Below are 24,947 nucleotides of genomic sequence, written 5' to 3' on the forward strand. Positions count from 1 at the left end.
CCGCTCAGCCGTGCAGCCGCTTCAGCGCGCCCGCTGCCAGCGCCACCGCCTGATCCGCGATCGGCGCCACGCCGAAGAAGCTGGCGAAGCCGTGAATGCCGCCCGAGAAATCGTGCAAATCGGTCGGCACGCCCGCCTCCCGCAGCTTCACCGCATAGGCAAAGCCCTCGTCATGCAGCGGATCGTTGCCGGCGAGGATGATCGTCGCGGGCGCCAGGCCGCTCACGTCCTCCGCCCGCAGGGGGGCGGCCAGGTGATGCGGGTCCTCGTCGCCGACATAGGCGTTCCAGAAGAAGCGCATCATGCCCGTCGTCAGCATCGCGCCCGCCTCGCCCAGATTGCGGTAGGAAGGCGTGTCGAAATCGCTGTCGATCACCGGATAGAGCAGCACCTGCGCGGCGGGCGCGTTCGGCTTGCCCTTCAGCGCCAGCGCCACCGCGGCAGCCAGATTGCCGCCCGCGCTGTCGCCCGTCACGCCGTAGCGGTCCGCCCGCACGCCGAACTCGGCGGCGCGGCTCGGCAGCTCGGCAATGGCGGCAAGGCAATCGTCGAGCGGCGCGGGGAAGGGATGCTCGGGCGCGAGGCGATAGTCGAGCGACAGCACCGCACAGCCGGAATCGCGCGCCAGGATGCGCGACAGGCCGTCATGCGTGTCCAGCGTGCCGATCACCCAGCCGCCGCCATGCAGCATCACGACAAGCGGCAGCACGGTGCCGGGCGCGGGGTGATAGAGCCGCGCCGCAATCGGCCCGGCCGCCCCCGACACCGTCACGTCGCGCACCTCGGCCACCTCGACGGGCGGCTTGGGCATCGGGTTGTTCAGCGCCGCGCGCATCGATGTCGCCGTCATCGGCTCGGGCAGCGCGAAGCCGCTTGCCGCCATCGCCGCCAACATTTGCTGCAAAACCGGATCGATCATTCTATTCCCCTCCTCATCATGCCGGCGCCGCCACCCGAACCCGCTTATCCGGACCTGCCCGACGTCCTCGCCGCCTTGTTCTCAAGCCTGCTCGATGCCGAGCCGTGGGCCGCCTTCCTGGATCGCCTGCGCACCGCGGCGAACGCAACCTATGCCACGCTGATCCTCGGCCCCCGCACCGGTGCGCGGCCGGGTCTGATCCTGACGCCGGGCGCCGATCCGACGGTCGGCGCCGAATATGCCCAGCATCTGTTCGCCAGCGATCCCTTCATCGGCCTGCCCGACGGCGAAGTCGCCCATTTCCGCGATTTCGTGTCGGAGGAGGCGCTGCGCCGCGCGCCCGATTTCCGTGCCTTCATGAGCAGCCTCGAAGTGCTCGGCGTCGATCTCCATCTGGCCGAGCGGGTGGAGCTCAGGCTCCGCCTCACCCGCACCGAGCGCGAGCCGCCGTTCGAGCGCGACGACGCGATCCGCCTGCAACGGCTGGTGCCGCATGTCCGCATCGCGCTCGCCTTGTTCGACCGGCTGGCGGCGGTGGAGAGCGAGCAGCTCATCTATGCCGGTGCGGTCGCGCAGATGGCGATCGGCGTCGTCACGCTCGATCGGCACGGCAAGGCGCTGCGCGTCAATCCGCGCGCCGCCGCGATCCTGGCCGAGTGCGACGGCATTGCGCTGCGCCACGGCAGCATCGCGCTCGACGATGGCGATCTCGCCCGCCAGCTCGGCGCGCGGCTGGCCAATGGCGCGGCGGGCGATGCGCTGACGCTGCGCGTGCCGCGCCGGTCGGGTGCAGGCGATCTGCTGCTGGTCGTCGGCAAGGCGCCGGCCAACGATCCGGTCGGCGGCGGCCCCGCGGCGGTGCTGTTCCTCACCGATCCCGCGCACGCCCCCCGCATCACCGCCGCGGCGGTGCGCGAACGGCTGGGCCTGACGCAGAGCGAGGCGGCGGTGACGGCGGAGCTGGCCGAGGGCCTCGCTCCGGCGGAGGTGGCGGCACGGCTGGGCATCTCGCTCAACACCGTGCGCGCGCACCTGCGGTCGATCTTCGCCAAGACCGGGGTCAGACGGCAGAGCCAGCTGGTGCAGCTCGTCCACCACAGCCTGCCCGGTCTCGGCCACCCTCCTGGCTAAAGGTCGAGCGGGGCGAAGGCGGCGCTGGCGGCGGCATCCACCACCTGCGCATGGCCGTTGATCGCCGCTGCCTGGCGTGACAGCAGGAACAAGGCGATTTCCGCCACCTGCTGCGCGGACAGGCCGCCGCGATAATCCGGGTCCGCCGGCTCCGCGAGGATGCGGTCGTCCTGCGCCACACCGTTCATCGGCGTCAGCACATTGCCCGGGCAGATCGCATTGACGCGCAGCCCGCGCGACGCGAACGCCCGCGCGGCGGAGCGCACCAGCCCCAGCACGCCATGCTTGGACGTGGCATAGGCCGCCGCCTCGGAAAAGCCGGTCAGCGCCGCGGCGGATGCGGTAACGACGCACGCCCCCTCCGGCCGCAGCCGCGCCTGCGCCTGCTTCAGCCCGAAGAAGGTACCGCGCAGGTTCACGCCGATGATTCGGTCGAAGATCTCCGTCGTGATGTCCTCGAACGGGCCATAACGTTGCAGCATGCCCGCGTTGAGGAAGGCGAGATCGACGCCGCCCCACGCCTGCTCGGCCGCATTGAACATCGCCTTGTTGTCCGCCTCCGACGCGATGTCGGCGCGGATCGCCTGCGCGGTGCCTCCGTCCGCGACGATCAGCGATGCGGTTTCCTCCGCCCGCGCGCCGTCGAGATCGGCGACGAGGACGCGTGCGCCCTCGCCCCCGAGGCGGCGGCTGGCGGCCCGGCCGATGCCGGAGCCGCCGCCGGTGACGAGGGCGACCTTGCCCTCGAACCGCCGCCCGCTCACTCCGCCGCGATCGCGGTCGGCGCCGCCTGCTTGTTGCGGAAGTGCGGGATCACCTTCTGACCGATGTTGCGGATCGTCTCCAGGATGGACTCGTGCGGGATGGTGCCCATCTGGAACAGGAACAGCACCTCGTCCGCGCCCGCTTCCTGCAGCCGCGTGACGTAGCGGATACAATCATCGGCATTGCCATAGGCATCCTGCGCGACCGTGTAGTTGCTGGTCATCGCATCCGCGCCGTCGACGATCTTCTCTTCCGAGATGTAGGCGACGACCTGCTCGCGCGCCTTCTCCAGCGCGTCGGCATTCTCTTCGTCGGACTCGATGTGCGCGGTCGGCTTCGGCCCGCCCTGATACCAGTAGGAGATCGCCTCGGCGAAGAAGCGCTGGCCCTTCAGGCCGATGCGGCGCGCCTCGTCGCGGTCGTCCAGCACGCAGGCCGCGCAGAAGGCGGCGAGATGCTCGGTCGGCACCACGCCGACCTGATCCTCGGCCTTCCGGTTGCGGAAATTCTCGCGGTAGATGGCGTTCTTGCGCGCAATCTCCTCCGGGCCGGAGAAGCCGAGCACCAGCGCGCCGATGCCGCGGCGGCCCGCCAGCTCCAGCGTCGATTCCCGCGTGCACGCATAATAAAGCGGCGGATGCGGCGTCTGCAGCGGCTTGGGGTGGATCGGCCGGCGCGGGATCTTGATGTAGGTGCCGTCGTGCTCGATCTCGTCCTGCGTCATGATCTTCGGGATCAGATACATCGACTCGTCGATCATCGGCTGCAGCTCTTTCAGGTCATAGCCGAACGTGCCGGCTTCCTGCTGCGTGCCGCCCTTGCCCATGCCGAAATGGACGCGGCCGTTGGACAGGATGTCCAGCGTCGCGATCCGCTCCGCCACCTTCACCGGATGGTTCATCGCCGGCGGCAGGCAGACGACGCCGTGGCCGATGCCGATCCGGCTGGTCTTGCCGGCGAGGAAGGCCAGCATCGTCTCGGGCGCGGACATGTGGGCATATTGGGTGAGCGCGGTATGCTCGACGCACCACACCGTATCGAAGCCCTGCTGCTCGGCCAGCATGACCTGCTCGACGATCTCGTTGAAGCAGCGCACCTCGGATTCGCGCGACGGATCCGCCATCTGCGCTTCGTAAATGATCGAGAACTTCATGGGTGATCCTCTCCCTCGCCCGCCGTTGTCCGGCCCCGTGGCATGATCCTAGCGCCCGTGCGGCGGCGTACATCGTCCATTCGGACTATGCGTGGCGCCCTTATGCCGCTCCGCGTTCGCGTAAGTCCAGCGGTTCTGCGGCCCGATATGCGTGGCGCTTGCTTGTTCCCGCCACGAACGCGCGCTACGGATCGCCCGCCACGCCGGCGTGCGCCGGCTCCCTTTTTCGCAAAGGATGACGGATGCTTTCAAAGGTGACGATCGCCGGGACGGACCTGTCCGTCAGCCAACTCTGCTACGGCACCAACATGCTGGGCACCGCGGTGGATCAGGATCGCGCCAATGCGATCCTCGACACCTTCGTGCAGCACGGCGGCAATTTCGTCGACAGCGCGCGCATGTATGGCGATTGGGTGCCCGGCCCCGCCGGCGCGAGCGAGCGGGCGATCGGTGCCTGGCTCAGGACCCGCTCGCGCGAGGGGATCGTGGTCGCCACCAAGGGCGCGGCGATGGACATGCGCGCGGGTGACTGGCGCAACCGCGTGACGCCCGCGGACATCGAGAAGGATCTGGGCGAGAGCCTCGAGCATCTCGGTATCAAGACGATCGATCTCTACTGGCTCCACGCCGACAATCCCGAAGCCCCCGTCGAGCCGCTGATCGACGCGCTGCTCCAGCACCAGGCGGCGGGGCGCATCCGCTATTTCGGCGCGTCCAACTGGTCGGCAGATCGCATCCGCGCCGCCAACGCCTATGCCGCGTCGATCGGCAAGCAGGGCTTCGTCGCCGCGCAGCCCTTCTGGGGCCTCGCCCTGCCCGACAAGGCGGGGGCCGACGCGCAGGGCTACCAGCTCCATTACGAGGGCAATTACGAGACGCTGCACGCCGAAGGCCTGCCGATCATCCCCTATGCCGGGCAGAGCGGCGGCTATTTCACCAAGCTCGACCAGGGCGGCGAGGATGCGCTCGGCGATCAGCTGAAGGCGCGCTACGCCAATCCGGGCAATGCCCGGCGGCTCGCCGCGGTGCAGGCGCTGGCCAAGGCCAAGGGCGTCTCGATCAACGAGATCGTCCTCGCCTATCTGGTCAACCAGCCCAACCAGACCATCCCGATCATCGGCGCCTCGCGCCCTGAGCAGATCGAGGAAAGCGTCAAGGCGGTCGACGTGAAGCTCACCGCGGCCGAGCTGGCGCAGCTGCGCGGCGAGGGCTGATCCGGCGCCGGCCGCCATGCTGCCAAGGAGAGGATAAATGACCGAAGCTCCGTTCGATCCGTTCGCCGCCTACGACAATTCAACGCTCGTCGCCTCCGATCCGATCGAAATCGACGCGCCCGCCTCCGTCGTCTGGGAAGTGCTGACCGACCTGCCGAAGTACAGCGCGTGGAATCCGTTCTGCGTGCGCGCGGAATCCACGCTGGAAATGGGCGCGCCGGTGACGATGTCGCTGGTCGACTATACCGGTGGCGGCCAGCTCGCGCCCAATGTCGAATATGTCTGCGCGTTCGAGCCGGAGCGGCTGCTGTCGTGGGAATTGCTCGACAATCCGGTATGGCCCTACCCCGCCCGCCGCGATCAGGTGATCACCGCGCTCGGGCCGGATCGTTGCCGCTATCTCTCCACCGATGCCTTTCACGGGCCGAACGGCGTCCATGTGATGAATTTCTGCGGCCCCTGGGTGAAGCGCGCCTTCGACGACACCGCCCGCGCGCTGAAGAAGCGGGCCGAGGCGCTCCATGCCGAGCGCGGCGCCAGCCAGGAGAAAGCCGCATGAGCACGCCCACCTTCTCGCACATCGGCCTGTGCGTCACCGACATCGATCGCAGCGTGAACTTCTACGTGCAGGGCCTCGGCTTCGAACTCGGCCAGGGTTACGAGATCGGCGCGCCGTTCCACATCGTCATGGATCTGCCGGACACTCTCCACCTCAAGTCGCAATTCGTCCAGAAGGACGGCGTGCAGCTGGAATTGCTGCAATATTTCGCCCCCGAGACGCTCGGCCCGGCGGAGCGTCGGCCGATGAACCAGCTCGGCCTCACCCACCTGTCCGTCCGCGTCGAGGCGATCGAGCCGGTGATCGAGCGTGTCGTCGCGCATGGCGGCCAGGTCCACCGCGAGACCTATGTCGATGCCGGCCCCGGCGGTGAATTCGTCTACTGCACCGATCCGGACGGCATTCGCGTCGAGCTGATGCGCCTCAACGGCTGAGGCGGCTGGCAGGGCGTTTCTCCGGGGAAACGCCCTGCCGCCACTCAGGCCACCGGGAGCGGGAAATCCGCGCTGAAGCCCGGCACCTGCCGCCGCGCGGCGATCCGCCAGCCCGCGGGCGTGCGGCGGAACTCGTCCTCATACCACAGGCCCGTCACCGACGTGCTCAGCGCACCGCCGGGCTGCACCGCCGTCATCGGCACGAGCGCGGCGGAGCGCACCGTCGCCGTATCGCCGTTCAGCGCGATCGAGTTGGTCGATCCCGCATGCAGCGTCATCGCCAGCCCCTCCACGATCGGCTGGAGGAAGGCGATCATTGCATCCGGCCCCGTCACCTCGCCGAGACCGATATAATCCAGCCGCGCATCCTCGGTGAACAGCGCGCGGAACGCGTCCCAGCGCTGCTGGTCGAGCAGGTGGCAATATTGCGCCAGCACCTCCTCGATCTCCGCCCGGTCGATCAGATCCTGCAAGGTCATCGCGCCCTCCCCTTTATCGCCTGTCGCACGCTCTCCACCGCCGCGCGCGCCCGCACCTCGGCCGGGACGCCCGCCGCCAGCGCCGTGTCCCGCGGCAGCTCCACGCTGGCCCGGCAGCCGGGCGGCAGCGCCGCGGCGAAGCCGGCGACATCCAGCGCCCCCTCCCCCGCCAGTTGCCGCTCGTGCGAGGCCTCATAATCCCACGACAGCGTTTCCTGCACCGCCGGCGCATCGCAATATTGGCCGTAGAGGATCCACTCGCCCGGTACCCCCGCCAGATCCGCCACCGTCCCGCCCGACCGCGCAAGGTGCAGCAGATCCGCATTCACGCCGACGCGCCCCGGCGCCCCCACCCCGCGCACCAGCGCTACCGCTTCGCGGAGCGTGCGCACCTGCGACAGCGGATAATATTCCACCACCACCTTCAGCCCGAAGCCGTCCGCCGCCTCGCAAAAGGCCGCAAAGCGGTCCGCCCGCCGCGCCGCGTCCCGGTCATAGGCCAGCACGTTGACGCCCCATGCGCCGAGCCTCGCCGCCGTCTCCAGCGCGGGGGCGAAAGCCGCGATGTCGCTGCGCGCGCTCAGGGTAAAGGGATAGGCGATGTCCAGCGTCACGCCGCTGTCCGCCATCCGCGCCAGCGTCTCGCGCCGCTCGGCCGTATCGCCGTGGATGTCGAAGCCGGGCAAGCGCGGCAGCACCGCCATGGGCTCGAGAAACAGGCACACCGCCGCGCAGCCCGCCGCCGCCGCCACCGCGACAAGCTGCGACGGTGTCGTGTCCGCCACGGTCAGATGATCCAGCGCCAGCCGCATCGTCGCCCCTCTCCCCTCCTCGCGCTATGGCGTGGCCCGCGCGCAGGCTCAAGCAACGATCCGCGCCCCTCAGGAGAGCGAAGATGACCGGACAGGCAGCCCCCCTCCCCCACCCGCCCGAGGCCGCCTTCGTCGGCGCATGGGATCTGGTGCTGTGGACCAGCTTTCGCGCGGACGGCAACGCGCATCACCCCTTCGGCCGCGACTGCATCGGCCAGATCCTCTACACCGCCGACGGCCGGATGAGCTGCCACCTGACGCGGGCCGGCCGCCAGCCGCTCGGCGCCGGGATCTACGACGTGTCGGATGCGGCGCTTGGCGCCACGACGCGGGATTATTCGGGTTATTTCGGCACGTGGACGGTCGATGCTGCGGCTGGCATCGTCACCCATCACGTGCTCGGCGCCTGGTATCCCGACTGGATCGGCCTCGACCAGCCCCGCCGGTTCAGCTTCGAGGGGGACGAACTGGTGCTGGAGGCAGAGACCGGCGGAGAGCGCGTGCAGCTTCGCTGGCGGCGCGTGGCCGCGTGATGCGGCGCAGCGTGGCGCCGATATGGTTTACGGCCGAGATCCCCGTGGCGCCTCGGTGATCGGCACAAATCATCAGCGTGATCGTGATTAATCGTTCGCTGGCGGTCATTTTGTGCTGGCGTGCCGCAATGCACCATATTAATGCTGCGGCCGCTAATTCTGCCACGGAGACTTCCATGCGTTCGTTCATGCTTACCCTCGCCGCGATCGCCGCGATCAGCGGGTCCGCCGCCATTGCCCAGACCGCGCCCAAGGCCGGCAATGTGATCGTGTCCAGCGACGGCAAGCGCATCGGCCGCATCGACCGGATCGTCAACGACGCCGCGGGCCAGCCCAGCACCGCGTCGGTGATCTTCGACTCGCACTTCGTCTACGTGCCCGTCAGCACGCTGACCGTTGCCGAGAATGGCCGTGCGACCACCTCGCTCAGCCGCAAGGAAGTCGCCGCGCTGCGCTAAGCGCCGCTGCATCTGCGAGCTTTCGGCACCCCGGGCGACCACAGGGTCTCCCGGGGTGTTTTGCGTCCACGGTGCTGCGATGCACCTTTCATCCCTTTCAAACCAAGCGAAGCTCTCACCGCGTTAGAGAGGTTATTCAGAGTCTTAGAAGGTTAGATCCCTCCGGCGCACGGCCAACCCGCCGGAATCGCGCGAGTCGCGCGCATCGGCGTGTTCCCGGAAGATCGACACTTCGTTCCCGAAGGATCGATGTAGCCGTTCCCGAAGGATCGACCCTGCGTTCCCGAAAGGGCGTGCCCCGTTCCCGGAGTGTCGAAGGCCTGCCCTGCGGCGCTGATCGGCCGGCCGGATTGAATCACTTCGCGCGCGCTTTCCGCCGACGAGGTTCAATCTCGTCGCGCGCGCACTCGGCAGCACCGGCTGCGACCAAACGAACCGACACTTCGGGAACGCGCCAGCCGGGCGGCAACGCGAAGCGCCGCGTCGATCGGCAATTGCGGGGGATCGGCAGGCCGCGTCAGCGGCCGAGTTCGTGCCGGTGCTTGGCGTCATACTGGCGGACGAAGCCGATGAACGCATTCTGGTAGTTGACCGGCGTCCGCTCCTGCGCGCCGTCGATCCATTCGCGGAACAGCTGGTGGAGATTGTCATAATCCCACCCCGGACACTCGCCGCGCAGCAGGGCCAGCGTCTCGTCGGTCACCAGCCCGTCGCCTGCCCGCGTCGACAGCCGCGTGATCGTTCGCCGGATCAGCTTGGCGGCATCCTGCGCCGGCACGGCCGCGGCCTCCGCCGCATCGGCGGGGGGAACCGCCGGGACCCTCGCCGTCCGCACCGGCCTGGCCGCCCCCTCCCCTGCCGCACGCCGCCGCATGCGCAAGGCCGGCTCGCGCTTGCCCGCGGCCTGCTCCAAGGTCAGCGCGTAGCCGGGCAGCGCATCCTTCTCGGCGATCTTGGCGATCTCGAATTTGAAGCGGCGATACTGCCCCTCCGCGCCCGATTTCTCGAACAAGGTCGGCATCGAGATGGCGAAGCCCGCCTCCCCTGCCCCGCCGGCATGCTTGCGCGCGACCTTGTACAGCCAGCGCTCGCGTCCGCCGGTAATGTCGAAATAAGCGCGGTCGATGGAGAGCACGCCGCCCTGCATCAGCACGCCCTCATAGAACCAGTTGCTGAGCTCGATCGTCATGCCGCGCGATCGCTCGGTCCGCTCGTCGACCAGCTGCGTCCAGCCGTCGAGCCAGCTGAATGTCGCCTCGCGCCGGTTCTCCGCGCGGATGTTGGTCTTCACCGTCGTAGCGACCAGCCGGTCGAGCGACTGGCCGAGCAGCTCATAGGCACGCCCGGTCGTCGGCCGGCCGATGGCGCGGAGCAGATCATAAGGCATCAGGTGGAGCTTGCGCGGCACGTCGTTGGCGCCGCGCCGCGCCATGTCGGCCAGCACGCTGGCGCAATAGATCAGGATGTCCGCATCCCAGATCGTCGCCATGCCGTAATCCGGATTGGCCGAGACATGGACCCACAATTTGCCGTCGGGCGCGCGATAGTCGATCGGCTTGACCCGCTTGGATTTCGCCAGGCTGAAGAAGGGGCGCTCCATCATCTCCCGCTGATCGCGCAGCGGCAGATCGGCGAGGTAGGGCAGGAACAGGTCGAACTGGCTCGGCACCGGTTCGCGCGCAGCGACGGTCATCGCCTGTTTCCCCGGGAAAACAGCGTCGCCGCGGGCAGGCACGGGGGAACGTTTCCCCGGGGAAACGTCCGCTCATTCATTTCGTCAGACCCGTGCCGACGCGGTCGAGATGCGCCAGCGCGTCGCGCACCGCCGAGATGACCTGCTCGCGATCCGCTCCCGACCCGCTGTGCAGCCGCACCGTCACGCCCTGGCGATTGGCCGACTGAACCGACACCATCAGCCGCCCGTAAGGGCTGCGATGCTCGTAGCGCTCGGGCTTCTCGGCCGGCGTGCGCGGTGCGGCGAGCAGCCGCTTCAGCACCTCGGCGGCGGGCAGGGCAGGGGTGCCCGCCTCCCGCGCCTCAGCCTGCTCGACCGCCAGCCGTTTCGCCTCCGCCGCGATCGCCCTGGCGGCGCGCGGCTCGTCCAGCGCCTGCGCCAGCGCATAAGCGGGCTTCAGCTGCACGTCGCCGGGCGAGGCGAAGGCGGCAACGATCGCATCGGGGATCGACGCGACCTTGATCATCTTGCTCAGCCATCCCTTGGAGAGCTTCAGCCGCTCCGCCATGCGGGTCAGGTGGCTGCCATAATGCGCCGACAGGGCCGCCGCATAATTGCGCGCACGCTCCAGATCCGACACGTCGGCGCGCGCGCGATTCTCGATATCGGCGAGGCGGAAGGCGGCCTCGTCGTCCAGCACCGCGACCTGCGCCAGCAGCATCATGTCCGGATAGGAATGCGCGCGCAGCCAGCTGATCGACCAGTGCCGCCGCGTGCCGGCGATCACCTCATAATCGTGCGCCGGATCGCCCTCCACACGCCGCACCACCGCGGGCACCTTCTGCCCCCCCTCTGCCACCAGCGAATCGATCAGCTCGCGGCAATTCGCCTCGGACAGGTGCGAGTAGCTCCGCGCATTGCCCGGCCACACGCGCACGCGCGCGGGATCGAGCAGCAGCTGCGTCACCTGCCGCACTTCGCCCGCCGCCACGCGTGCCAGCGCACTCTCCCGCCCAAGCAAGGTCGTGCCACGCGCGCGATCCGGCCGCGGCGGGGCAGGGGAGGGGGCCTCCTCCGCCTCCGGGCCGTCGCTCAACAGTGCGTTCAGGTAATCCGCTTGCTTACGCGCCATGGCCGCTCCCCCTCGCGCGCTCACATAACCATATAGGTTCACAGATGCAAGCCATTCTATGCTGCATGGATCAGCGCCTCTTCGCTCGCCGGCGTGACGCGGCCCCAGCCCTGCCGCACCAGCTGCTCGATCTGCCCCAGCGCCTCATCGAGGTTCGCGCGGCAGCGTTTGTGCGTGCGCGGCGTGCCGATCGGCCGCTCCAGCTCGTAGACGGTCATCATGCGAAGCGCCGCATGGCTGATCTCCGCCGAATCGAGGATCGGCACGGGCAGCAGGGCAGGGCCGAAGCTCTGCTCCATGATCGCGCGCACCATGGCGTGGCTGGGATCGTTCGCGTCGAACTTCGAACAGATCAGCCGCACGAAGCTGTAGTCGACCGAAATGCCCGCGCCCTGCAGCTGGCCGATCACCTGATCCATCATCGACAGGAACTGGACGGTGGAGCAGAAATCGGGCGTCGTCGCGGCCAGCGGCACCAGCAGCGCATTGGCCGCCTGCATCACCGCCAGGCTGATCGTGCCGAGGGCAGGGGGCGGATCGAGCAGGACGATATCGTAATCGCGCGCGAGATCGGCGAGGCCCTGCTTCAGCTTGCGGAAGCGCGCCGCCAGCACCGACCCGCCGTCGCTGCCCGCCGCCGCCAGCTCATATTCGACGTCGAACAGCTCGAGGTTGGACGGGATCAGGTCGACATTGGGCCAGGGCGTCCGCTTCACCGCATAGAGGAGGTCCGCCTGCGTCGGATCGATCGACAGATAGGGGTAGAGCGTCTCTTCCCGCTGGATGTTGAAGTGCGGGTTGAAGCCGAACAGCGTCGTCGTCGTCGCCTGGCTGTCGCAATCGACCACGAGCACGCGGTAACCCTGCACCGCCAGATAATGGGCGAGGTGGCAGGTGACGGTGGATTTGCCGACGCCGCCCTTGAAGTTCTGCACCGCGATCACCGCGGGCACGTCCAGCCCGGCGCGCTCGGGCGAGGCGCCAAGCACGCGCCGCATGTTGAGCAGCTCGTCCACCGTATAGCCGGGGCGGCGGCCATTGTCCGACGGCGGGGGCGGGGGCAGGCGGCCGTCATCCTCCGCCATGCGGATGCGGTTGGTCGAACAGCCGAGCAGCTGCGCTGCTTCCGCGATGCCGAAGCGCAGGTTGAGGCCCTTGCGGCTCTCCGGCAGGAAGGCCTTGCGGCGCAGCCGCTCGATCATCCGCTCGCCGGCATCCGCCAGTTCGCCGATCTGCGACACGATTGAATGCATCGGTTGCCCCGCATGCCCGATTGAAGCTTCTTGCGATTCGCTATCTCACAAAAGCTTCAGAGCAGCAATCTTCGTGCGCACGGCCACTACTGACACTTTGCCCGAGGCGGCGGTATCGGCACCCAGTGGCCGGACGATAGTTCGTGCGACCGCCTGCACGCTATCCTCAACCGCCAACCGCGCAGGCCATCTCGGTTCGTGAAATGTGCATGACCGTGCTCGAGCATCGCCTATAACGCCACCACTTCCGACACTTAGCCGCCAAGCCGAGGCAAAGTGTCACTTCCGACAAAGCCGACCTGTTTCCCCGGGGAAACGCATGCAGGGGATTCACGCGAGTCGCCGTTTGTGCTTTGTTCCCGAGTCACCGGAGGAGCCACGAAGTGATCGCCACCCATGCCGCCCCCGCAAGTCCGGCCTTTGCCAGTCGGTCCGCCAGCCTCGGCGCGATCTTCCAGCGCCTCGCCGAGCGCTCCGCCCGGCCGCGTTACGCCTTCATGGTGCTGAACCTCATTTCCGAGGCGGCGGGCACGCGCGGCATGGCCGGCCCGTTCGTCGAGCGCGCCGGCACCCGGCTGCCGCTGCGCGACTGGCTGGCGGGCGAGCTCATGCCCTTGTCCGGCCGCGACAGCCGGCGCGAGGCGCTGCGCCGCCGCATCGTCGCCGAACTCGCGCCCAGGCTGACCGGCGAGGCGGAGCGCGACGCCGCGTTGATCGAGGCGGCGGTGGAGGAGGAGGCGCTGGCGGTCGGCAAGGCCAATGTCAGCCGCGCAGTCACCGATCTCGTCCGTGCCGGGCTGGTGCGGCGCCACTATGCCGGCCGCATCACCGACCATCCCAATCGCGGCGGCAAGCGGCTGGCGGTCTATGCCGTCGATGCCGAGGTGATGGCCGCGATCCGCACGCGCACCACGCTGATCTGACCGGCAGGGCAGGGGAGTGGCCCGTTGGCCGACCCGTTGACGAGCGCCGCATTTGGTGACAGCCTCCCCGAATCACGCCGCAAGAGCGTGACCCGAGGACGGAGAGAGTCGATGGAAACCGACGAACAGGTGATCTGCCGCCTGGATGCGTGGATGTTGACCGTGGCCAGCGGCTTTTCGGCGCTGATCTCGGGCGCGGTCTACCTCATCTTCGCCGCCTGATCGCCCGCGGGCACGCCGCCCGCATCCATCCGGTCCCAGCCGAGGCCGAGCGCCTTGGCGATCGCGACATAGCTGAGCGTCAGGTTCGCACGCGCCTGGATCAGCGCCTGTTCCGCCTGCATCTGCCGCTGCTCCGCCTCCAGCTGCTCGATCAGCGTCCCCGTTCCTGCCGCATAACGCTGCCGCGCCAGTGACGCGACCGCCCCGGCCGATCGCTCAGCCCGCGCCAGCGATGCCAGCGTCACTCGGCTCGCGCCGAAGCGCGACAGCGCACCCTCCGCATCGCGCAGCGCCGTCAGCACCGCACCACGATAGCGCGCCTCGCTCTCGTCGCGCACCGCCTCCGCCTTGGTGATGCGCGCGCGGTTGCGGCCGAAATCGAGGAAGCCCCAGCTCAGTTGCGGTGCGGCGATAGCGGCGAGATCGTCGAGCTTGGTCAGGTCGGTCAGCCGCGATCCGCCAATGCCGACGATGCCCATGAACGACAGGCGCGGGAAGCGGGCGGCCCGCGCCTGGCCGATCCGTGCGGTGTCCGCCGCCAGCGTCCGCTCCGCCGCGCGTATGTCCGGGCGGCGCTGGAGCAGGGCGGCGGGATCGCCGATCGCGACCTGTTCCGGCGGCAGCGGCACCGGCTGCACGGTCCCGAGCGCCGCATCCTCGACCCCCGGTTCGGTGCCGGTGAGCGTCGCGAGCAGGTCGAGATAGGAATCGCGCTGTGCGCGCAGCGGCGTAATGTCGGCACGCGATCCGTCGAGCGCCTGCACCAGCCGCTCGACCTCCGCCTGCGTCACCGTGCCGGCGGCAAGGCGCTGGCGGGTGAGGGCGAGTGCCTGTTCCTGCCGCGCGATGATCGCCTGGTTGAGCGCGAAGCGCGCCTGCCGGTCGCGCAGGTTGAGATAGGCCTCGGCGACCGACGCGGTCAGGCTGACCTGCGCATCGGCCAGCCGCGCCTCGGCCGCATCGGCGCCGGCGCGTGCCGCCTCGATCGCACGGGCGGTGCCGCCGAACAGGTCGACCTCCCAGCTCGAATCGAAGCCGAGATTGTAGACGTTGAGGCTGCTCGTCCCGCCGCCACCGCCGCCCCCCTCCTCCTCGGAGCCGAGGTCGAGGCCGGGCACGCGGGCATGGGCGTAGAGCGCGCTGGCATTGACGTTGGGCAGGCGATTGGCGCGCTGCGTGCGGAACTCGGCACGCGCCTGCCGCAGCCGCGCGGAGGCGACGGCGATGTCCGGATTGGCCGCCAGCGCGCGCGCCTCCAGCGCATTCAGCGTCGGATCGCCCAGCGCTTCCCACCAGCGCGCCAGCACCGGCTCCGCCGTGGTGAGCCCGTCGCCCGCCCGCCGGAAGGCGCCACCCGCGGCGGCATTGGGCGCGGCGGGCGGCGGGCCGGCATAATCGGGCCCGGTGGTGCAGCCGGCGAGTGCCAGCGCGAGCAGGGCAGGGGGGGTGAAGCGGCGCATGGGTCTAGTGCGCTCCTGCCATGGGGGCGCCCTGCGGCAGCGGCCGCAGCAGCAGCGCCAGCGGCGTCACGCAGACGATCGCCACCGTTACGATCCAGAACAGGTCGGCATAGGTCATCGTCATCGCCTGGATCCGGATCGTGCCGTCGAGTGCGCGATAGGCCGCCTCCGTGCTGCCCAGCGTCTGCGCCTGCGCCGCCAGATAGGTCTGCACGCCGGCATCGTTGGCGCGCAGGCTTTCCTCGATGCGGCGGCTGTGCAGCCAGATGCGCTGATCCTGGATCATGCCGATCGCGGCGAGCGCGAGGCTGCCGCCGAGGTTGCGCGCGGTGTTGTAGAGCCCGGCGGCGTCGCTCGCCATCTCGCGCGGGACGGAGCGGATCGCCGCCTGGTTCATGAAGATGGAGGCGAAGATGGTGCCGAGCCCGCGCAGCACCTGCGATTCGGCAAAGGCCGAGCCCGTCGACTCGGATGTCAGCCCGGTTTCGAGATAGGCGGAGATGGCGAGGATCGACATGCCGGTGATCACCGCGATGCGGATGTCCACCGTCCGCATCAGGAAGGGCGTGAACGGCATCATCAGGATCATCGGCAGGCCCGACAGCAGAACGACCTGCGCCGACTGCAGCGAATCATAGCCGGCGATGGCGGAAAGGAACTGCGGGATGACGTAGCTGGTGCCGTACATCACCATCCCGATCGCCATCACCATGATGACGACGGCGCTGAACTGCCGGTCGAGCAGCAGGCGCAGCCGGATGACCGGCTTGGTTGCGCGCGCCTGCCCCCAGAAGATCAGCGCGAAGCCGATCACCGCGGTCAGCGCCAGCCAGCGAATCTCGGCCGAGGCGAACCACTGCTCGCGCTGGCCCTCCTCCAGCACCACGGTCAGCCCGCCGAGGCCGAGGGCGAGGCCGGCAATGCCCGCCCAGTCGGCATAGCGCAGCTGATCCCAGTCGGGCGCGCGGTGCGGCAGCGCGACGGCGAGCAGCGTCAGCAGCGTGACGCCCACGGGCAGGTTGATGAAGAAGGCGTAGTGCCAGGACAGGTTCTCGGTCAGCCAGCCGCCCAGCACCGGGCCGACGACCGGTCCGAGCACGACGGTGACGCCGAACATCGCATTGCCGATCGGCTGCTGCTGCGTCGGCAGGCGCGTGGCGATGATCGTCATCGCCGTCGGGATCAGCGCACCGCCGGTGAAGCCCTGGCCGATGCGGCCGACGATCATCATCGGCAGCGTATCCGACAGGCCGCACAGCATGGAGAAGCTGACGAACAGCGATGTGGCGATCAGCAGCAGGGTGCGCAGGCCCAGCAGCCGCTCCAGCCAGCCGGCCAGCGGGATGATGACGATTTCGGCGACGAGATAGGAGGTGGAGATCCACGTGCCCTCGCTGCCGCTGGCGCCGATCTCGCCCTGGATGGTCGGCAGCGACGAATTGACGATCGAGATGTCGAGCGTCGCCATCATCGCGCCCAGCGCACCCGCGGCCACCGCCAGCCAGTCGGCGGTGCTCGCACGCTCGAACGCCGGCGCGGCTCGGGGCGGCGCGGACCGAGCCGCGGCGTCGCTCACCGGCGCTGCTCCTCGCGCGCGGTGATGCGGCTCATCTCGTCCTTGGCACCCCGCGTGTCGACGGTGACCTCCAGCGACAGACCGGGGACGAGGATGCGGCGCACCTCCGGCCCGGCATCGATGGCGATGCGCACGGGCACGCGCTGGACGATCTTGGTGAAGTTGCCCGTCGCATTCTGCGGGGGGATGAGCGAGAATTGCGCACCGGTGCCGGGCGACAGGCTCTCGACATGGCCGTGCAGCTCGACGCCGGGCAGCGCATCCACCTCAATCGTCGCTGGCTGGCCCGGGCGCATCAGGCCGATCTGCGTTTCCTTGAAGTTCGCGCTGACATAGATGGCGGCGAGCGGCACGACCGACATCATCCGCGTTCCCGGCTGGACGAACTGGCCGGTGCGCACCGTGCGATCGCCGATGCGGCCCGCGGCGGGCGCGCGCACCAAAGTGGCGCCGAGATTGACGTTGGCGGCGGTCAGCTGCGCACGGGCGGCACCGCCCTGCGCCTGCGCCTGACGGATCTGCGCGTTCAGCGAGGCGATGCGCCGTTCCGCGCTGGCGAGCGAGGCGGCGCGGGCGGCCGCCTCGTTGCGCGCGCGCGTGGCCTGGTTGCGCAGCTGCGCCAGCTTCTCGCGGCTTTCCGCGCCGCTGGCGGCGAGCGGTGTGTAGCGGGCCACCTCCTCCTCGGCGAAGCGGAGATCGGCGAGCGACGCATCGCGCTGCGCGCGCGCCTGCTCGACCATGGCGCGCTGTTCGGCGATGCCCGCGCGGACATTATCGGCATTGGCCTCCGCCACGCCGATCTGCGCGCGATATTGCGCCGCCTGCGCGCCATAATCGCGCGAATCGATGCGGACGAGCGGCTGACCCGCCTGCACGTCCTGATTTTCCGCCACGAAGACGCGGTCGACATAGCCGCCCACCTTGGGGCTGACGGTGATCACGTCCGCGCGCAGATAGGCGTCGTTGGTGGAGGCGAGATACTTGCCGACCGTCTGATAGTGGATGAACCACGCCAGCGCCGCGCCGGCCAGCACGACGACGAGCGCGAGGACCGCCAGCTTCACCTTCGGATTGAGGCCGCGGCGTGCCGCGCCCGCCGGTTCGCCCGCTATCTGATCCGCCATGATTGTTCCCGTGGGGCCTTCCCGTGTGACTCCGCCATTGCCTCGCCGCCTGAGTTGTGACAACCCTCTTAATGTGGACCCTCAACATAAATCGGGCGGCCGATCGGCCCTTGGCGATCATGAGCGCGTCAGCCTTGCGGTGCGCGACTTCTACTGGCGGTCGCACCGGCTGGTGGATCGGCTGATGATCGCGGAGGGCGTGTCGTGGGCGCGCACGCGCGTGCTGGCGGAGATCGACCGGCGCGGCCCGCTCCGCTCGACCGATATCGCGACCGGCTTCGGCCTGGCGCCCCGGACGGTGACGGAGGCGATCGACGGGCTGGAGCGGGACGGCCTCGCCCGGCGCGATCCCGATCCGCTGGATCGCCGCGCCAAGCGCATCTCGCTGACCGAGGCGGGGCAGGCGGCGGCGGCGGCATCGGAGGCGTCGCGCATCCGCTATATCCAGGCGGTGTTCGGCGTACTCGATCCGGATGAATGTGCAGAGATGGTGCGCCTGTTCGACAAGCTGAACGAGCGGCTGGAGGCGCTGACGGTGGAGACGGCATGAGCGCGAGCCGCGGCATGGTGCGGGCGGCAACGGCGGCAGCCGCCGCCAGCGAGGCGCCGTCGCGCCGCGCCAGCAACAAGGCGCGCACCACCGCCGCGATCCTTGACGCCGCGCGCGCCTGCATCGCCGAGGGTGGCGTGCAGGCGATGACGATGGACCAGGTGGCGGCGCGCGCGCCCGTCTCCCGCGCCACCCTGTTCAACTATTTCGCGGGCAAGGCGGAGCTGATCGACGCGCTGGTGGAAAGCAACGAGGCGGGCTTCTTCGTTGCGGTGCAGACGTGGCGGGCGGCGGAAGGCCTGTCGATCGGTGAGCGGCTGACCGGCCTGTTCGCCGCCACCGGTCGCTATCTGCGCCGCGCGACGCCGATCCAGCGCGAACTGCTCGGCATTTCGTGGCTGGCGTGGAACGACCTGGTGAGCGTGCCACGCGTCGCCCGCGTGCTCGCCACCTTCGCCGGCCTGCTGGCGGATGCGCGCGACCGGGGCGAGATCGCGCCCGACATCGACATGGCGGCGGCGGGCGAGATCGTCTGCAACAGCTTCCTCGGGGTGATCCATGCGTGGCGGATGGATGCGGCCTATCCCGTGGCCGACCGGCTGGACGGCGCCGCCCGGCTGCTCGCCGTCATGCTCCAGCCGGACCGGCCGGCACCGGCAATCCCGCCCCGCATAAAAATACCTGGACTGTAGTCCAACAATGCGCCAGTCTCCGGCAAAAGCTCGGGAGTGGCTGTGGCGGAGAGGGACAGTGCGGTGGTGGACGCGCTCACCCGTGTGGGTGCGCCGTTCGAACTGACCGATATCGTGGTCGGCGGCGTGCCCATGCGCGGCATGCGCCGGGCCGAGGCGGGGCTGGCCAGCCTGTTCGACAGCTTCGACCGCTTCGCCGACCGTCCGTTCGTGGTGGCGGACGATCTGCGGCTGAGCTTCGCCGAGGTCGCGAGTGCCGCGGCGCGGCTGGCGGGGGTGCTGGTGGAGCGCGGCGTGCGGCCGGGCGACCGGGTGGCGCTGGCAGGCGCCAATTCGGCGGCCTGGATGATCGGCTTCGTCGCGACGGTCGCGGCGGGCGCGATCCCTGCGCTGGTCAACAGCCGCGGCACGGCCGCCGACATGGCGCACGCCATCGCGCTGGTCGAGGCGAAGCTGGTGCTGGCCGATGCGAAGCGCGCGACGATGCTGGCGCCGTTCGGCTTCGATTGCCTCGTCCCCGAAATCGATGTCTCGCCCGGTGCGCCGCCGCTGCCTCGGCCGGGTGCGGCGCCGGGCGATCCGGCCATGATCCTGTTCACCTCGGGCACCACCGGCCGGGCCAAGGGCGCGACGCTCAGCCACCGCGCGGCGCTGACCGGGCTGCTGCTGGCGCAGATGGCGGGGGCGATGATCGCCATCCGCATGTTCGGCGCCGACGCGCTGACCATGCCGCGGCCGCAGCAGGCGACGCTGATGGCCTTCCCGCTGTTCCACGTCAGCGGTTGCCACGCGACTTTCCTGTCGGCGCTCGCCTCCGGCAACCGGCTGGTGATGGCGCCCAAGTGGGAGCCGGATGCGATCGTCCGGCTGATCGAGCGCGAGGGCGTGACCGCGGTGTCGGGATCGCCGGCGATGATCTGGGACCTGATCGCCGCCAAGGAGCGGGCGGGCGCGACGCTGGAGACGCTCACCTCCGTGTCCACGGGCGGGCAGGCACAGCCGGTCAACCTGCTCGACGCGGTGGTCGCCGCCTTCCCGCGCGCCATCGTCGGCACCGGCTTCGGCGCGACGGAGACGGCGGGCGCGATCGCGATGCATACCGGCAGCGACTATCTCGCCAATCCGCGCGCTGCCGGGCGCGTGCTGCCGCTGGCCGAGGTGCGCATCCGCGATGCGGAGGGGCGCGACCTGCCGGTGGGGGAGGCGGGCGAGATCGTCGTACGCGGGCCGATGGTGACGAGCGGCTACTGGAACGACCGCCCGGCGAGCGACCGGGCGCTGAAGGACGGCTGGCTGCGCACCGGCGATGTCGGCGCGCTGGACGCGGCGGGCAACCTCACCATCCTCGACCGGCTGACCGACATGGTCATCTCCGGCGGCGAGAACATCTATTGCGCCGAGGTGGAGGCGGCGATCCAGCAGAATCCCGGCATCGTCGAGGCGGCGGCCTATGGCGTGCCTGACGAGCGGCTGGGCGAGCGGCTGGTGGCGGTGGTGCGCGGGCAGGGGCCGGTCGATCTCGACGCGCTGGCGGCGCATCTGCGCGGGACGCTCGCCGATTATCGCCGCCCGACCGAGATCCGCGTGACGCAAGAGGGCCTGCCGAGGAACGTCTTGGGCAAGGTGGACAAGCGCGCGCTTCGCGCCGCGCACGAACAGGGGGAGGGCGCCGATGCGGCCGCGTGACATCAAGGTGATTGATATGATGCTGGGCGTGCCCATGCGCGAGGATCGATCGGACTGGTTCAACTTCTTCAAGCCGCTGCTGCGCGACCAGCAAAGCCTGTCGCAATTCGCGATGCCGGCGCAGTATATGTTCAAGAACATTCCGACCGCCGAGGGCGTGGACGACCTGCCCGGCTGGACGGTGAGCGAGATGGATCGCTTCGGCATCGATCAGGCGCTGATCGGTTACAATGAAGGATCGCCGCTGAACGACATCGTGCGGGATCGCTTCGCCGACCGGTTCATCTTCGACATGCCGGTCGATCCGAATGGCGGCGTCGACGTGGTGCGCGCGATCCGCCGGGCGCATGCGGAAGTCGGCATCAAGGCGATCAGCGTGTTCCCGTGCGGCTGCGTGCCGCAGGTGCCGATCAACGACAAGCGGATGTGGCCGATCTACACGCTCGCCTGCGAGCTGGACATTGCCGTGCTGGTCAATGTCGGCGTGCCGGGGCCGCGCGTGCCGATGGCGCCGCAGCATGTAGAGCTGATCGACGAGGTCTGCTGGTTCTTCCCCGAACTGCGCTTCATCATGCGCCACGGCGCGGAGCCGTGGGAGGCTCTCGCCGTCAAGCTGATGCTGAAATATCCGAACCTCTATTATTCGACGAGCGCCTTCGCGCCGAAACATTATCCCAAGGCGATCATCGACTATGCCAATAGCCGCGGCGCCGACAAGATCATCTATGCCGGCTACTTCCCGATGGGGCTGAGCCTGGAGCGGATCTTCACCGATCTCGATTCCGTGCCGTTCAAGCCCGAGGTCTGGCCCAAATTCCTGCGCGACAATGCCCGCCGCGCGCTGAAGCTCGATTGAAGGACGCGAAGCGATGACCGACATCGATCCCAAGCTGGCCGCCGCCACCGATGCGCGCACCGCGCCCGTCGCCGTGTGGAAGGTGCTGTCCGAACTGAAGGGCGATGCGCTGAAGGACTGGCGTGTCGCCGAGGTGCACAACCGTCCGAGCGCGGAGGAGCGTGGCATCGACCTGCCGTTCCCGCTCGGCTGGTTCGCGCTCGGCTATTCGGACGAGCTAAAGGTGGGCGAGGCGGTGCCGCTCCGCTACTTCGGGCGCGAGCTGGTGATGTGGCGCGGCGAGGACGGGAAGCCCCGCGTGCTCGATGCCTATTGCCGCCATCTCGGCGCGCATCTCGGCTATGGCGGGCGCGTGTCGGGCAATCTGATCGAATGCCCGTTCCATGCCTGGCGCTATGACGGCGAGGGCGTGGTGCGCGAAATCCCCTATTCCTCGTCCATCCCGCCGCAGGTGAAGCGCCCCTGCGCGCACCAGTGGGTGGTGGAGGAGGCGAACGGCTTCATCTGGACCTGGTATCACCCGCATGGCGAGGCGCCGCGCTGGGAGCTGGACCATTATCCGGAAGCGAGCGACCCCGCCTGGACCGACTATCAGCGCCACGAATGGTTCGTCTACGGGCCGCTCCAGTCGATGGCGGAGAACGGCGTCGACAATGCGCACTTCCAGTTCGTCCACGGCACGGCGGGCTTCCCCGATGCCGAGATCAAGTGGGACGGGCAGCGCCGATCGGGCATCGTCAGCGCCAAGATGGGCACGCCCGCGGGCGAGGTGGACGGGCGCATCGTCAACGGCCAGAACGGGCCGGGCCAGGCCTATACGCGGTTCGAGGGCATTTCGGAGACGTTGCTGGTCGCCGCGATCACGCCGATCGACAAGGATCGCGTCCATGCCCGCTTCGCCTTCACCCAGCCGCGCACGCAGGCGGAAGGGCCGGGGGCGGGCCTTGCCCGCGCGCTGATCCGCGACATCTGCAAGCAGTTCGATCAGGACAAGGTGATCTGGGACCGGCAGGCCTATCTGCACGATGCGATCATCTGCGCGGGCGATGGGCCGATCATGAAGTATCGCCGCTACTATCAGCAATTCTACGCCGAACAGTCTCCGTCGCCCGCGCGTGCGGCCGGCTGATGCAGTTCGCCGAAACGTCCGAACAGACCCTCGTCGCCGAGACCGCGCGGGGCCTGTTCGCCGACTTCGCCGCCACGCTGCGCGAGACCATCGCCGGCGCTGACGGCTTCGATCGCGCGGAGTGGATGCGCGCGGTGGGCGAGATGGGCTTTGGCGGCATCGCCGTGCCCGAGGCGCTGGGCGGCGCGGGGCTGGGCCCGGTCGAGCTGGCGCTGGTCGCGATCGAGAGCGGCACCGCGCTGTGGCCGTCGCCCTTCGTGCCGAGCATCGCCACCGCCATCCCGCTGCTGATCGCCACCGGGCTGACCGAGGCTGTGCCCGCACTTGCCTCGGGCGAGCGGATCGCGACGATCCTGTTTGCGGGCGACGCGGCCTTCACGCGCGAGGGCGACGGCTGGCGCGTGCAGGTCGAGGGGCTGGCGCCGTTCGGACAGGCCGCCGATCTGCTGCTGGTGGTCGGCGCGACCCGGCTGGCGGTGGTGAGCACCTTCGGAGCGGAGCCGCGCCTGTCGCTCGATCTCACCCGCCCGCTTGCGGCGGTGAGCGTGGACGGCATGGCGGATGCGGCGGTTGCGGATGCAGGCCCGGCCATCGCCGACGCGCTCGACCGCGCGCGCGTCATGCTGGCGGCGGAATGCCTGGGCGCGGCGGAAGCGGCGCTGGCGCGGACGGTGGATTATGCCAAGCAGCGCGTGCAGTTCGGCCGCGCCATCGGCAGCTTTCAGGCGCTGAAGCACCGCATGGCCGACATGATGATCGCGACGGAGGCGGCGCGCTCCGCCGTGCTCTATGCCGCGACGGCGGCGGCGGAGGGGGATGCCGGCTTTGCCGAGGCCGCCGCCATTGCCCACTTCACCGCGATCGAGACGCTGCAACACTGCGCGCGCGACCAGATCCAGCTGCATGGCGGCATCGGCTTTACCTGGGAGCATGACGCGCATCTGTTCTTCCGCCGCGCGCAAGGGGCGGCGACGCTGCTCGGCACGCCGGCCGCCTCGCGCGCCCGGCTCGCGCGGCTGATCGGCCTTGATGTGGAGGCGGCCTGACATGCGGCTCGGATTCACCCCCGAACAGGAACGCTTCCGCGCCGAGGTGGCGGACTGGCTGGAGACGCAGCTGTCCGGCCGCTTCAAGCCCTTGCGCAACCTCAAGAGCCAGAGCGCCATGCCCGAGGAGCGGCGCGACTGGGAGCGCGCCATGGCGGCGGACGGGTGGAGCGTGATCGGCTGGCCGAAGGCCTATGGCGGCCGCGACGCGAGCTTGGCCGAACAGGTCATCTTTGCCGAGGAATATGCCCGCGCGGGGGCGCCGGGGCGGATGAGCCATATCGGCGTCGAGCTGCTCGGCCCCACGCTGATCGCCTTTGCCAGCGAGGAGCAGAAGGCGCGCTTCCTGCCCGGCATCGCATCGGGCGATGATTATTGGGCGCAGGGCTATTCGGAGCCCAATGCCGGATCGGACCTCGGGAGCCTGCGCACCCGTGCGGTGCTGGACGGCGACGAATGGGTGATCGACGGCCAGAAGATCTGGACCTCGCTCGCCCGCCATGCCGACTGGATTTTCGTGCTGGCACGGACGGAGCCCGGCAGCCGCGGATCGAAGGGCCTGTCCTTCCTGCTGGTGCCCCTGAAACAGCCCGGCATCACGCTGCGCCCGATCCGCCAGATGAACGGCGAGGCGGAGTTCAACGAAACCTTCTTCGATGGCGCGCGGACGGCCAAAGAGAATGTCGTCGGCGGCGTCGGCAATGGCTGGGCGGTGGCTATGGGGCTGCTGGCGACAGAGCGCGGCGTCTCCACGCTCGGCCAGCAGATGGGCTTCATCGCCGATTATGATGCAATCGTCGCTGCGGCACGAGCGAATGGCGCGATCGATGATCCGGCGATCCGCGACCGGCTGGCGCGTGCCTATGCAGGGCTGAAGATCATGCGTGCCACCGCGCTGCGCATCCTCTCGGCCGAGCAACTGCCGCGCGCGGCGCTGACGCAGAAGGTGCATTGGGCGAGCTGGTATCGCGATCTCGGCGAATTGGCGATGGACGTGGCCGGCCAGACAGGCGAAGTTGCGCTGCCGGGCGCGGAGACGATGCCGCGCATGGCGGACCTGTTCCTCTCCACCCGCGCCGCGACCATCTATGGCGGGACCAACCAGATCCAGCGCAACATCATCGCCGAGCGTGCCCTCGGCCTTCCGCGCGAGCCCAAGGGGTAAA

The 24,947-nt window shown here is 69.3% G+C and carries 26 protein-coding genes; 15 read left to right on the forward strand and 11 right to left on the reverse strand.

The genetic code is table 11. The features are described 5' to 3' along the window. Positions 1-4: 4 nt before the first annotated feature. Positions 5-919, reverse strand: a complete 915-nt coding sequence (locus BM360_RS08735; RefSeq protein WP_093313386.1) for an alpha/beta hydrolase — start codon at positions 917-919, stop codon at positions 5-7. Between the two features lie 18 nt (positions 920-937). On the opposite strand from BM360_RS08735, the gene BM360_RS08740 reads away from it, so the two are divergent. Then, entirely contained in the window at positions 938-2,050 is a 1,113-nt protein-coding gene (locus BM360_RS08740; RefSeq protein ID WP_093313388.1) for a helix-turn-helix transcriptional regulator, read from the forward strand. On the opposite strand, the gene BM360_RS08745 is transcribed toward BM360_RS08740, so the two are convergent. Next, complete coding sequence (locus tag BM360_RS08745; RefSeq protein WP_093313390.1) at positions 2,047-2,814, reverse strand: SDR family NAD(P)-dependent oxidoreductase; 768 nt, start codon at positions 2,812-2,814, stop codon at positions 2,047-2,049. The genes BM360_RS08740 and BM360_RS08745 overlap by 4 nt on opposite strands. After that, the gene (locus tag BM360_RS08750) at positions 2,811-3,968 is read right to left on the reverse strand and encodes an LLM class flavin-dependent oxidoreductase (protein ID WP_093313392.1); all 1,158 of its coding nucleotides are present in this window, start codon (positions 3,966-3,968) and stop codon (positions 2,811-2,813) included. The genes BM360_RS08745 and BM360_RS08750 overlap by 4 nt, the downstream gene beginning before the upstream one ends. 254 nt (positions 3,969-4,222) lie before the next feature. On the opposite strand from BM360_RS08750, the gene BM360_RS08755 reads away from it, so the two are divergent. The 3 genes from BM360_RS08755 to BM360_RS08765 are packed head-to-tail and all read left to right on the forward strand — an operon-like array spanning position 4,223 to position 6,175. After that, the gene (locus tag BM360_RS08755) at positions 4,223-5,182 is read left to right on the forward strand and encodes an aldo/keto reductase (protein WP_242653377.1); all 960 of its coding nucleotides are present in this window, start codon (positions 4,223-4,225) and stop codon (positions 5,180-5,182) included. A gap of 37 nt (positions 5,183-5,219) precedes the next feature. Then, the gene (locus BM360_RS08760) at positions 5,220-5,741 is read left to right on the forward strand and encodes an SRPBCC domain-containing protein (RefSeq protein WP_093313396.1); all 522 of its coding nucleotides are present in this window, start codon (positions 5,220-5,222) and stop codon (positions 5,739-5,741) included. Next, positions 5,738-6,175 carry a VOC family protein gene (locus tag BM360_RS08765; protein WP_093313398.1) on the forward strand — a complete coding sequence of 146 codons (438 nt, stop codon included), beginning with the start codon at positions 5,738-5,740 and terminating at the stop codon, positions 6,173-6,175. The genes BM360_RS08760 and BM360_RS08765 overlap by 4 nt, the downstream gene beginning before the upstream one ends. Positions 6,176-6,219: 44 nt before the next feature. On the opposite strand, the gene BM360_RS08770 is transcribed toward BM360_RS08765, so the two are convergent. Then, positions 6,220-6,654: a nuclear transport factor 2 family protein gene (locus tag BM360_RS08770; protein ID WP_242653378.1), complete on the reverse strand. Its 435-nt coding sequence runs from the start codon at positions 6,652-6,654 to the stop codon at positions 6,220-6,222. After that, on the reverse strand, positions 6,651-7,466 hold the full coding sequence (locus BM360_RS08775; RefSeq protein WP_093313402.1) for a sugar phosphate isomerase/epimerase family protein: 816 nt from the start codon (positions 7,464-7,466) through the stop codon (positions 6,651-6,653). The genes BM360_RS08770 and BM360_RS08775 overlap by 4 nt, the downstream gene beginning before the upstream one ends. An 83-nt stretch (positions 7,467-7,549) precedes the next feature. Here BM360_RS08775 and BM360_RS08780 point away from each other — a divergent pair, with 83 nt between their 5' ends. Both BM360_RS08780 and BM360_RS08785 read left to right on the forward strand, forming a co-directional pair. After that, on the forward strand, positions 7,550-7,999 hold the full coding sequence (locus BM360_RS08780; RefSeq protein ID WP_093313404.1) for a lipocalin-like domain-containing protein: 450 nt from the start codon (positions 7,550-7,552) through the stop codon (positions 7,997-7,999). Positions 8,000-8,175: 176 nt separating this feature from the next. Further along, entirely contained in the window at positions 8,176-8,457 is a 282-nt protein-coding gene (locus BM360_RS08785) for a hypothetical protein (RefSeq protein ID WP_093313406.1), read from the forward strand. Positions 8,458-8,974: 517 nt separating this feature from the next. Here the strand turns inward: BM360_RS08785 and BM360_RS08790 are convergent. The 3 genes from BM360_RS08790 to BM360_RS08800 form a co-directional block, all read right to left on the reverse strand. Continuing rightward, positions 8,975-10,150 (reverse strand): replication initiator protein A, encoded by a 1,176-nt coding sequence (locus BM360_RS08790; RefSeq protein ID WP_093313408.1) that lies wholly within the window; start codon positions 10,148-10,150, stop codon positions 8,975-8,977. A gap of 76 nt (positions 10,151-10,226) precedes the next feature. Then, positions 10,227-11,264, reverse strand: a complete 1,038-nt coding sequence (locus tag BM360_RS08795; RefSeq protein WP_093313410.1) for a ParB/RepB/Spo0J family partition protein — start codon at positions 11,262-11,264, stop codon at positions 10,227-10,229. Positions 11,265-11,320: 56 nt separating this feature from the next. Further along, a complete protein-coding gene (locus BM360_RS08800; RefSeq protein WP_093313412.1) occupies positions 11,321-12,517 on the reverse strand; it encodes an AAA family ATPase in 1,197 nt (398 codons plus the stop codon). A gap of 383 nt (positions 12,518-12,900) precedes the next feature. On the opposite strand from BM360_RS08800, the gene BM360_RS08805 reads away from it, so the two are divergent. Together BM360_RS08805 and BM360_RS19315 are read left to right on the forward strand one after the other, a co-directional pair. Beyond that, positions 12,901-13,440 carry a hypothetical protein gene (locus BM360_RS08805; protein WP_093313413.1) on the forward strand — a complete coding sequence of 180 codons (540 nt, stop codon included), beginning with the start codon at positions 12,901-12,903 and terminating at the stop codon, positions 13,438-13,440. A gap of 24 nt (positions 13,441-13,464) precedes the next feature. After that, a complete protein-coding gene (locus tag BM360_RS19315; protein ID WP_131819219.1) occupies positions 13,465-13,662 on the forward strand; it encodes a hypothetical protein in 198 nt (65 codons plus the stop codon). Here the strand turns inward: BM360_RS19315 and BM360_RS08810 are convergent. The 3 genes from BM360_RS08810 to BM360_RS08820 are packed head-to-tail and all read right to left on the reverse strand — an operon-like array spanning position 13,641 to position 17,822. Beyond that, positions 13,641-15,122: an efflux transporter outer membrane subunit gene (locus BM360_RS08810; RefSeq protein WP_093313414.1), complete on the reverse strand. Its 1,482-nt coding sequence runs from the start codon at positions 15,120-15,122 to the stop codon at positions 13,641-13,643. The genes BM360_RS19315 and BM360_RS08810 overlap by 22 nt on opposite strands. A gap of 4 nt (positions 15,123-15,126) precedes the next feature. Beyond that, positions 15,127-16,698, reverse strand: coding sequence for a DHA2 family efflux MFS transporter permease subunit (locus tag BM360_RS08815; protein ID WP_207544549.1), 1,572 nt, complete (start codon positions 16,696-16,698; stop codon positions 15,127-15,129). Further along, entirely contained in the window at positions 16,695-17,822 is a 1,128-nt protein-coding gene (locus tag BM360_RS08820) for an HlyD family secretion protein (RefSeq protein ID WP_093313415.1), read from the reverse strand. Before BM360_RS08820 ends, BM360_RS08815 begins: the two co-directional genes overlap by 4 nt. A gap of 73 nt (positions 17,823-17,895) precedes the next feature. Between BM360_RS08820 and BM360_RS08825 the strand changes: the two genes are divergently transcribed. Genes BM360_RS08825 through BM360_RS08855 form a run of 7 tightly spaced genes read left to right on the forward strand, consistent with a single transcriptional unit; the run spans position 17,896 to position 24,946 of the window. Further along, positions 17,896-18,372 carry a MarR family winged helix-turn-helix transcriptional regulator gene (locus tag BM360_RS08825; protein ID WP_242653379.1) on the forward strand — a complete coding sequence of 159 codons (477 nt, stop codon included), beginning with the start codon at positions 17,896-17,898 and terminating at the stop codon, positions 18,370-18,372. Beyond that, a complete protein-coding gene (locus BM360_RS08830; protein ID WP_093313417.1) occupies positions 18,369-19,064 on the forward strand; it encodes a TetR/AcrR family transcriptional regulator in 696 nt (231 codons plus the stop codon). The genes BM360_RS08825 and BM360_RS08830 overlap by 4 nt, the downstream gene beginning before the upstream one ends. A 42-nt stretch (positions 19,065-19,106) precedes the next feature. Beyond that, positions 19,107-20,750, forward strand: coding sequence for a class I adenylate-forming enzyme family protein (locus tag BM360_RS08835; RefSeq protein WP_131819221.1), 1,644 nt, complete (start codon positions 19,107-19,109; stop codon positions 20,748-20,750). Beyond that, the gene (locus BM360_RS08840; RefSeq protein ID WP_093313419.1) at positions 20,737-21,606 is read left to right on the forward strand and encodes an amidohydrolase family protein; all 870 of its coding nucleotides are present in this window, start codon (positions 20,737-20,739) and stop codon (positions 21,604-21,606) included. Before BM360_RS08835 ends, BM360_RS08840 begins: the two co-directional genes overlap by 14 nt. A 13-nt stretch (positions 21,607-21,619) precedes the next feature. After that, on the forward strand, positions 21,620-22,735 hold the full coding sequence (locus BM360_RS08845; protein WP_093313420.1) for a Rieske 2Fe-2S domain-containing protein: 1,116 nt from the start codon (positions 21,620-21,622) through the stop codon (positions 22,733-22,735). Next, the gene (locus tag BM360_RS08850) at positions 22,735-23,781 is read left to right on the forward strand and encodes an acyl-CoA dehydrogenase family protein (protein ID WP_093313421.1); all 1,047 of its coding nucleotides are present in this window, start codon (positions 22,735-22,737) and stop codon (positions 23,779-23,781) included. The genes BM360_RS08845 and BM360_RS08850 overlap by 1 nt, the downstream gene beginning before the upstream one ends. Position 23,782: 1 nt before the next feature. Further along, entirely contained in the window at positions 23,783-24,946 is a 1,164-nt protein-coding gene (locus tag BM360_RS08855; RefSeq protein WP_093313422.1) for an acyl-CoA dehydrogenase family protein, read from the forward strand. Position 24,947: the final 1 nt, after the last annotated feature.

The organism is Sphingomonas jatrophae (genome assembly GCF_900113315.1).
Taxonomy (GTDB): domain Bacteria; phylum Pseudomonadota; class Alphaproteobacteria; order Sphingomonadales; family Sphingomonadaceae; genus Sphingomonas_P; species Sphingomonas_P jatrophae.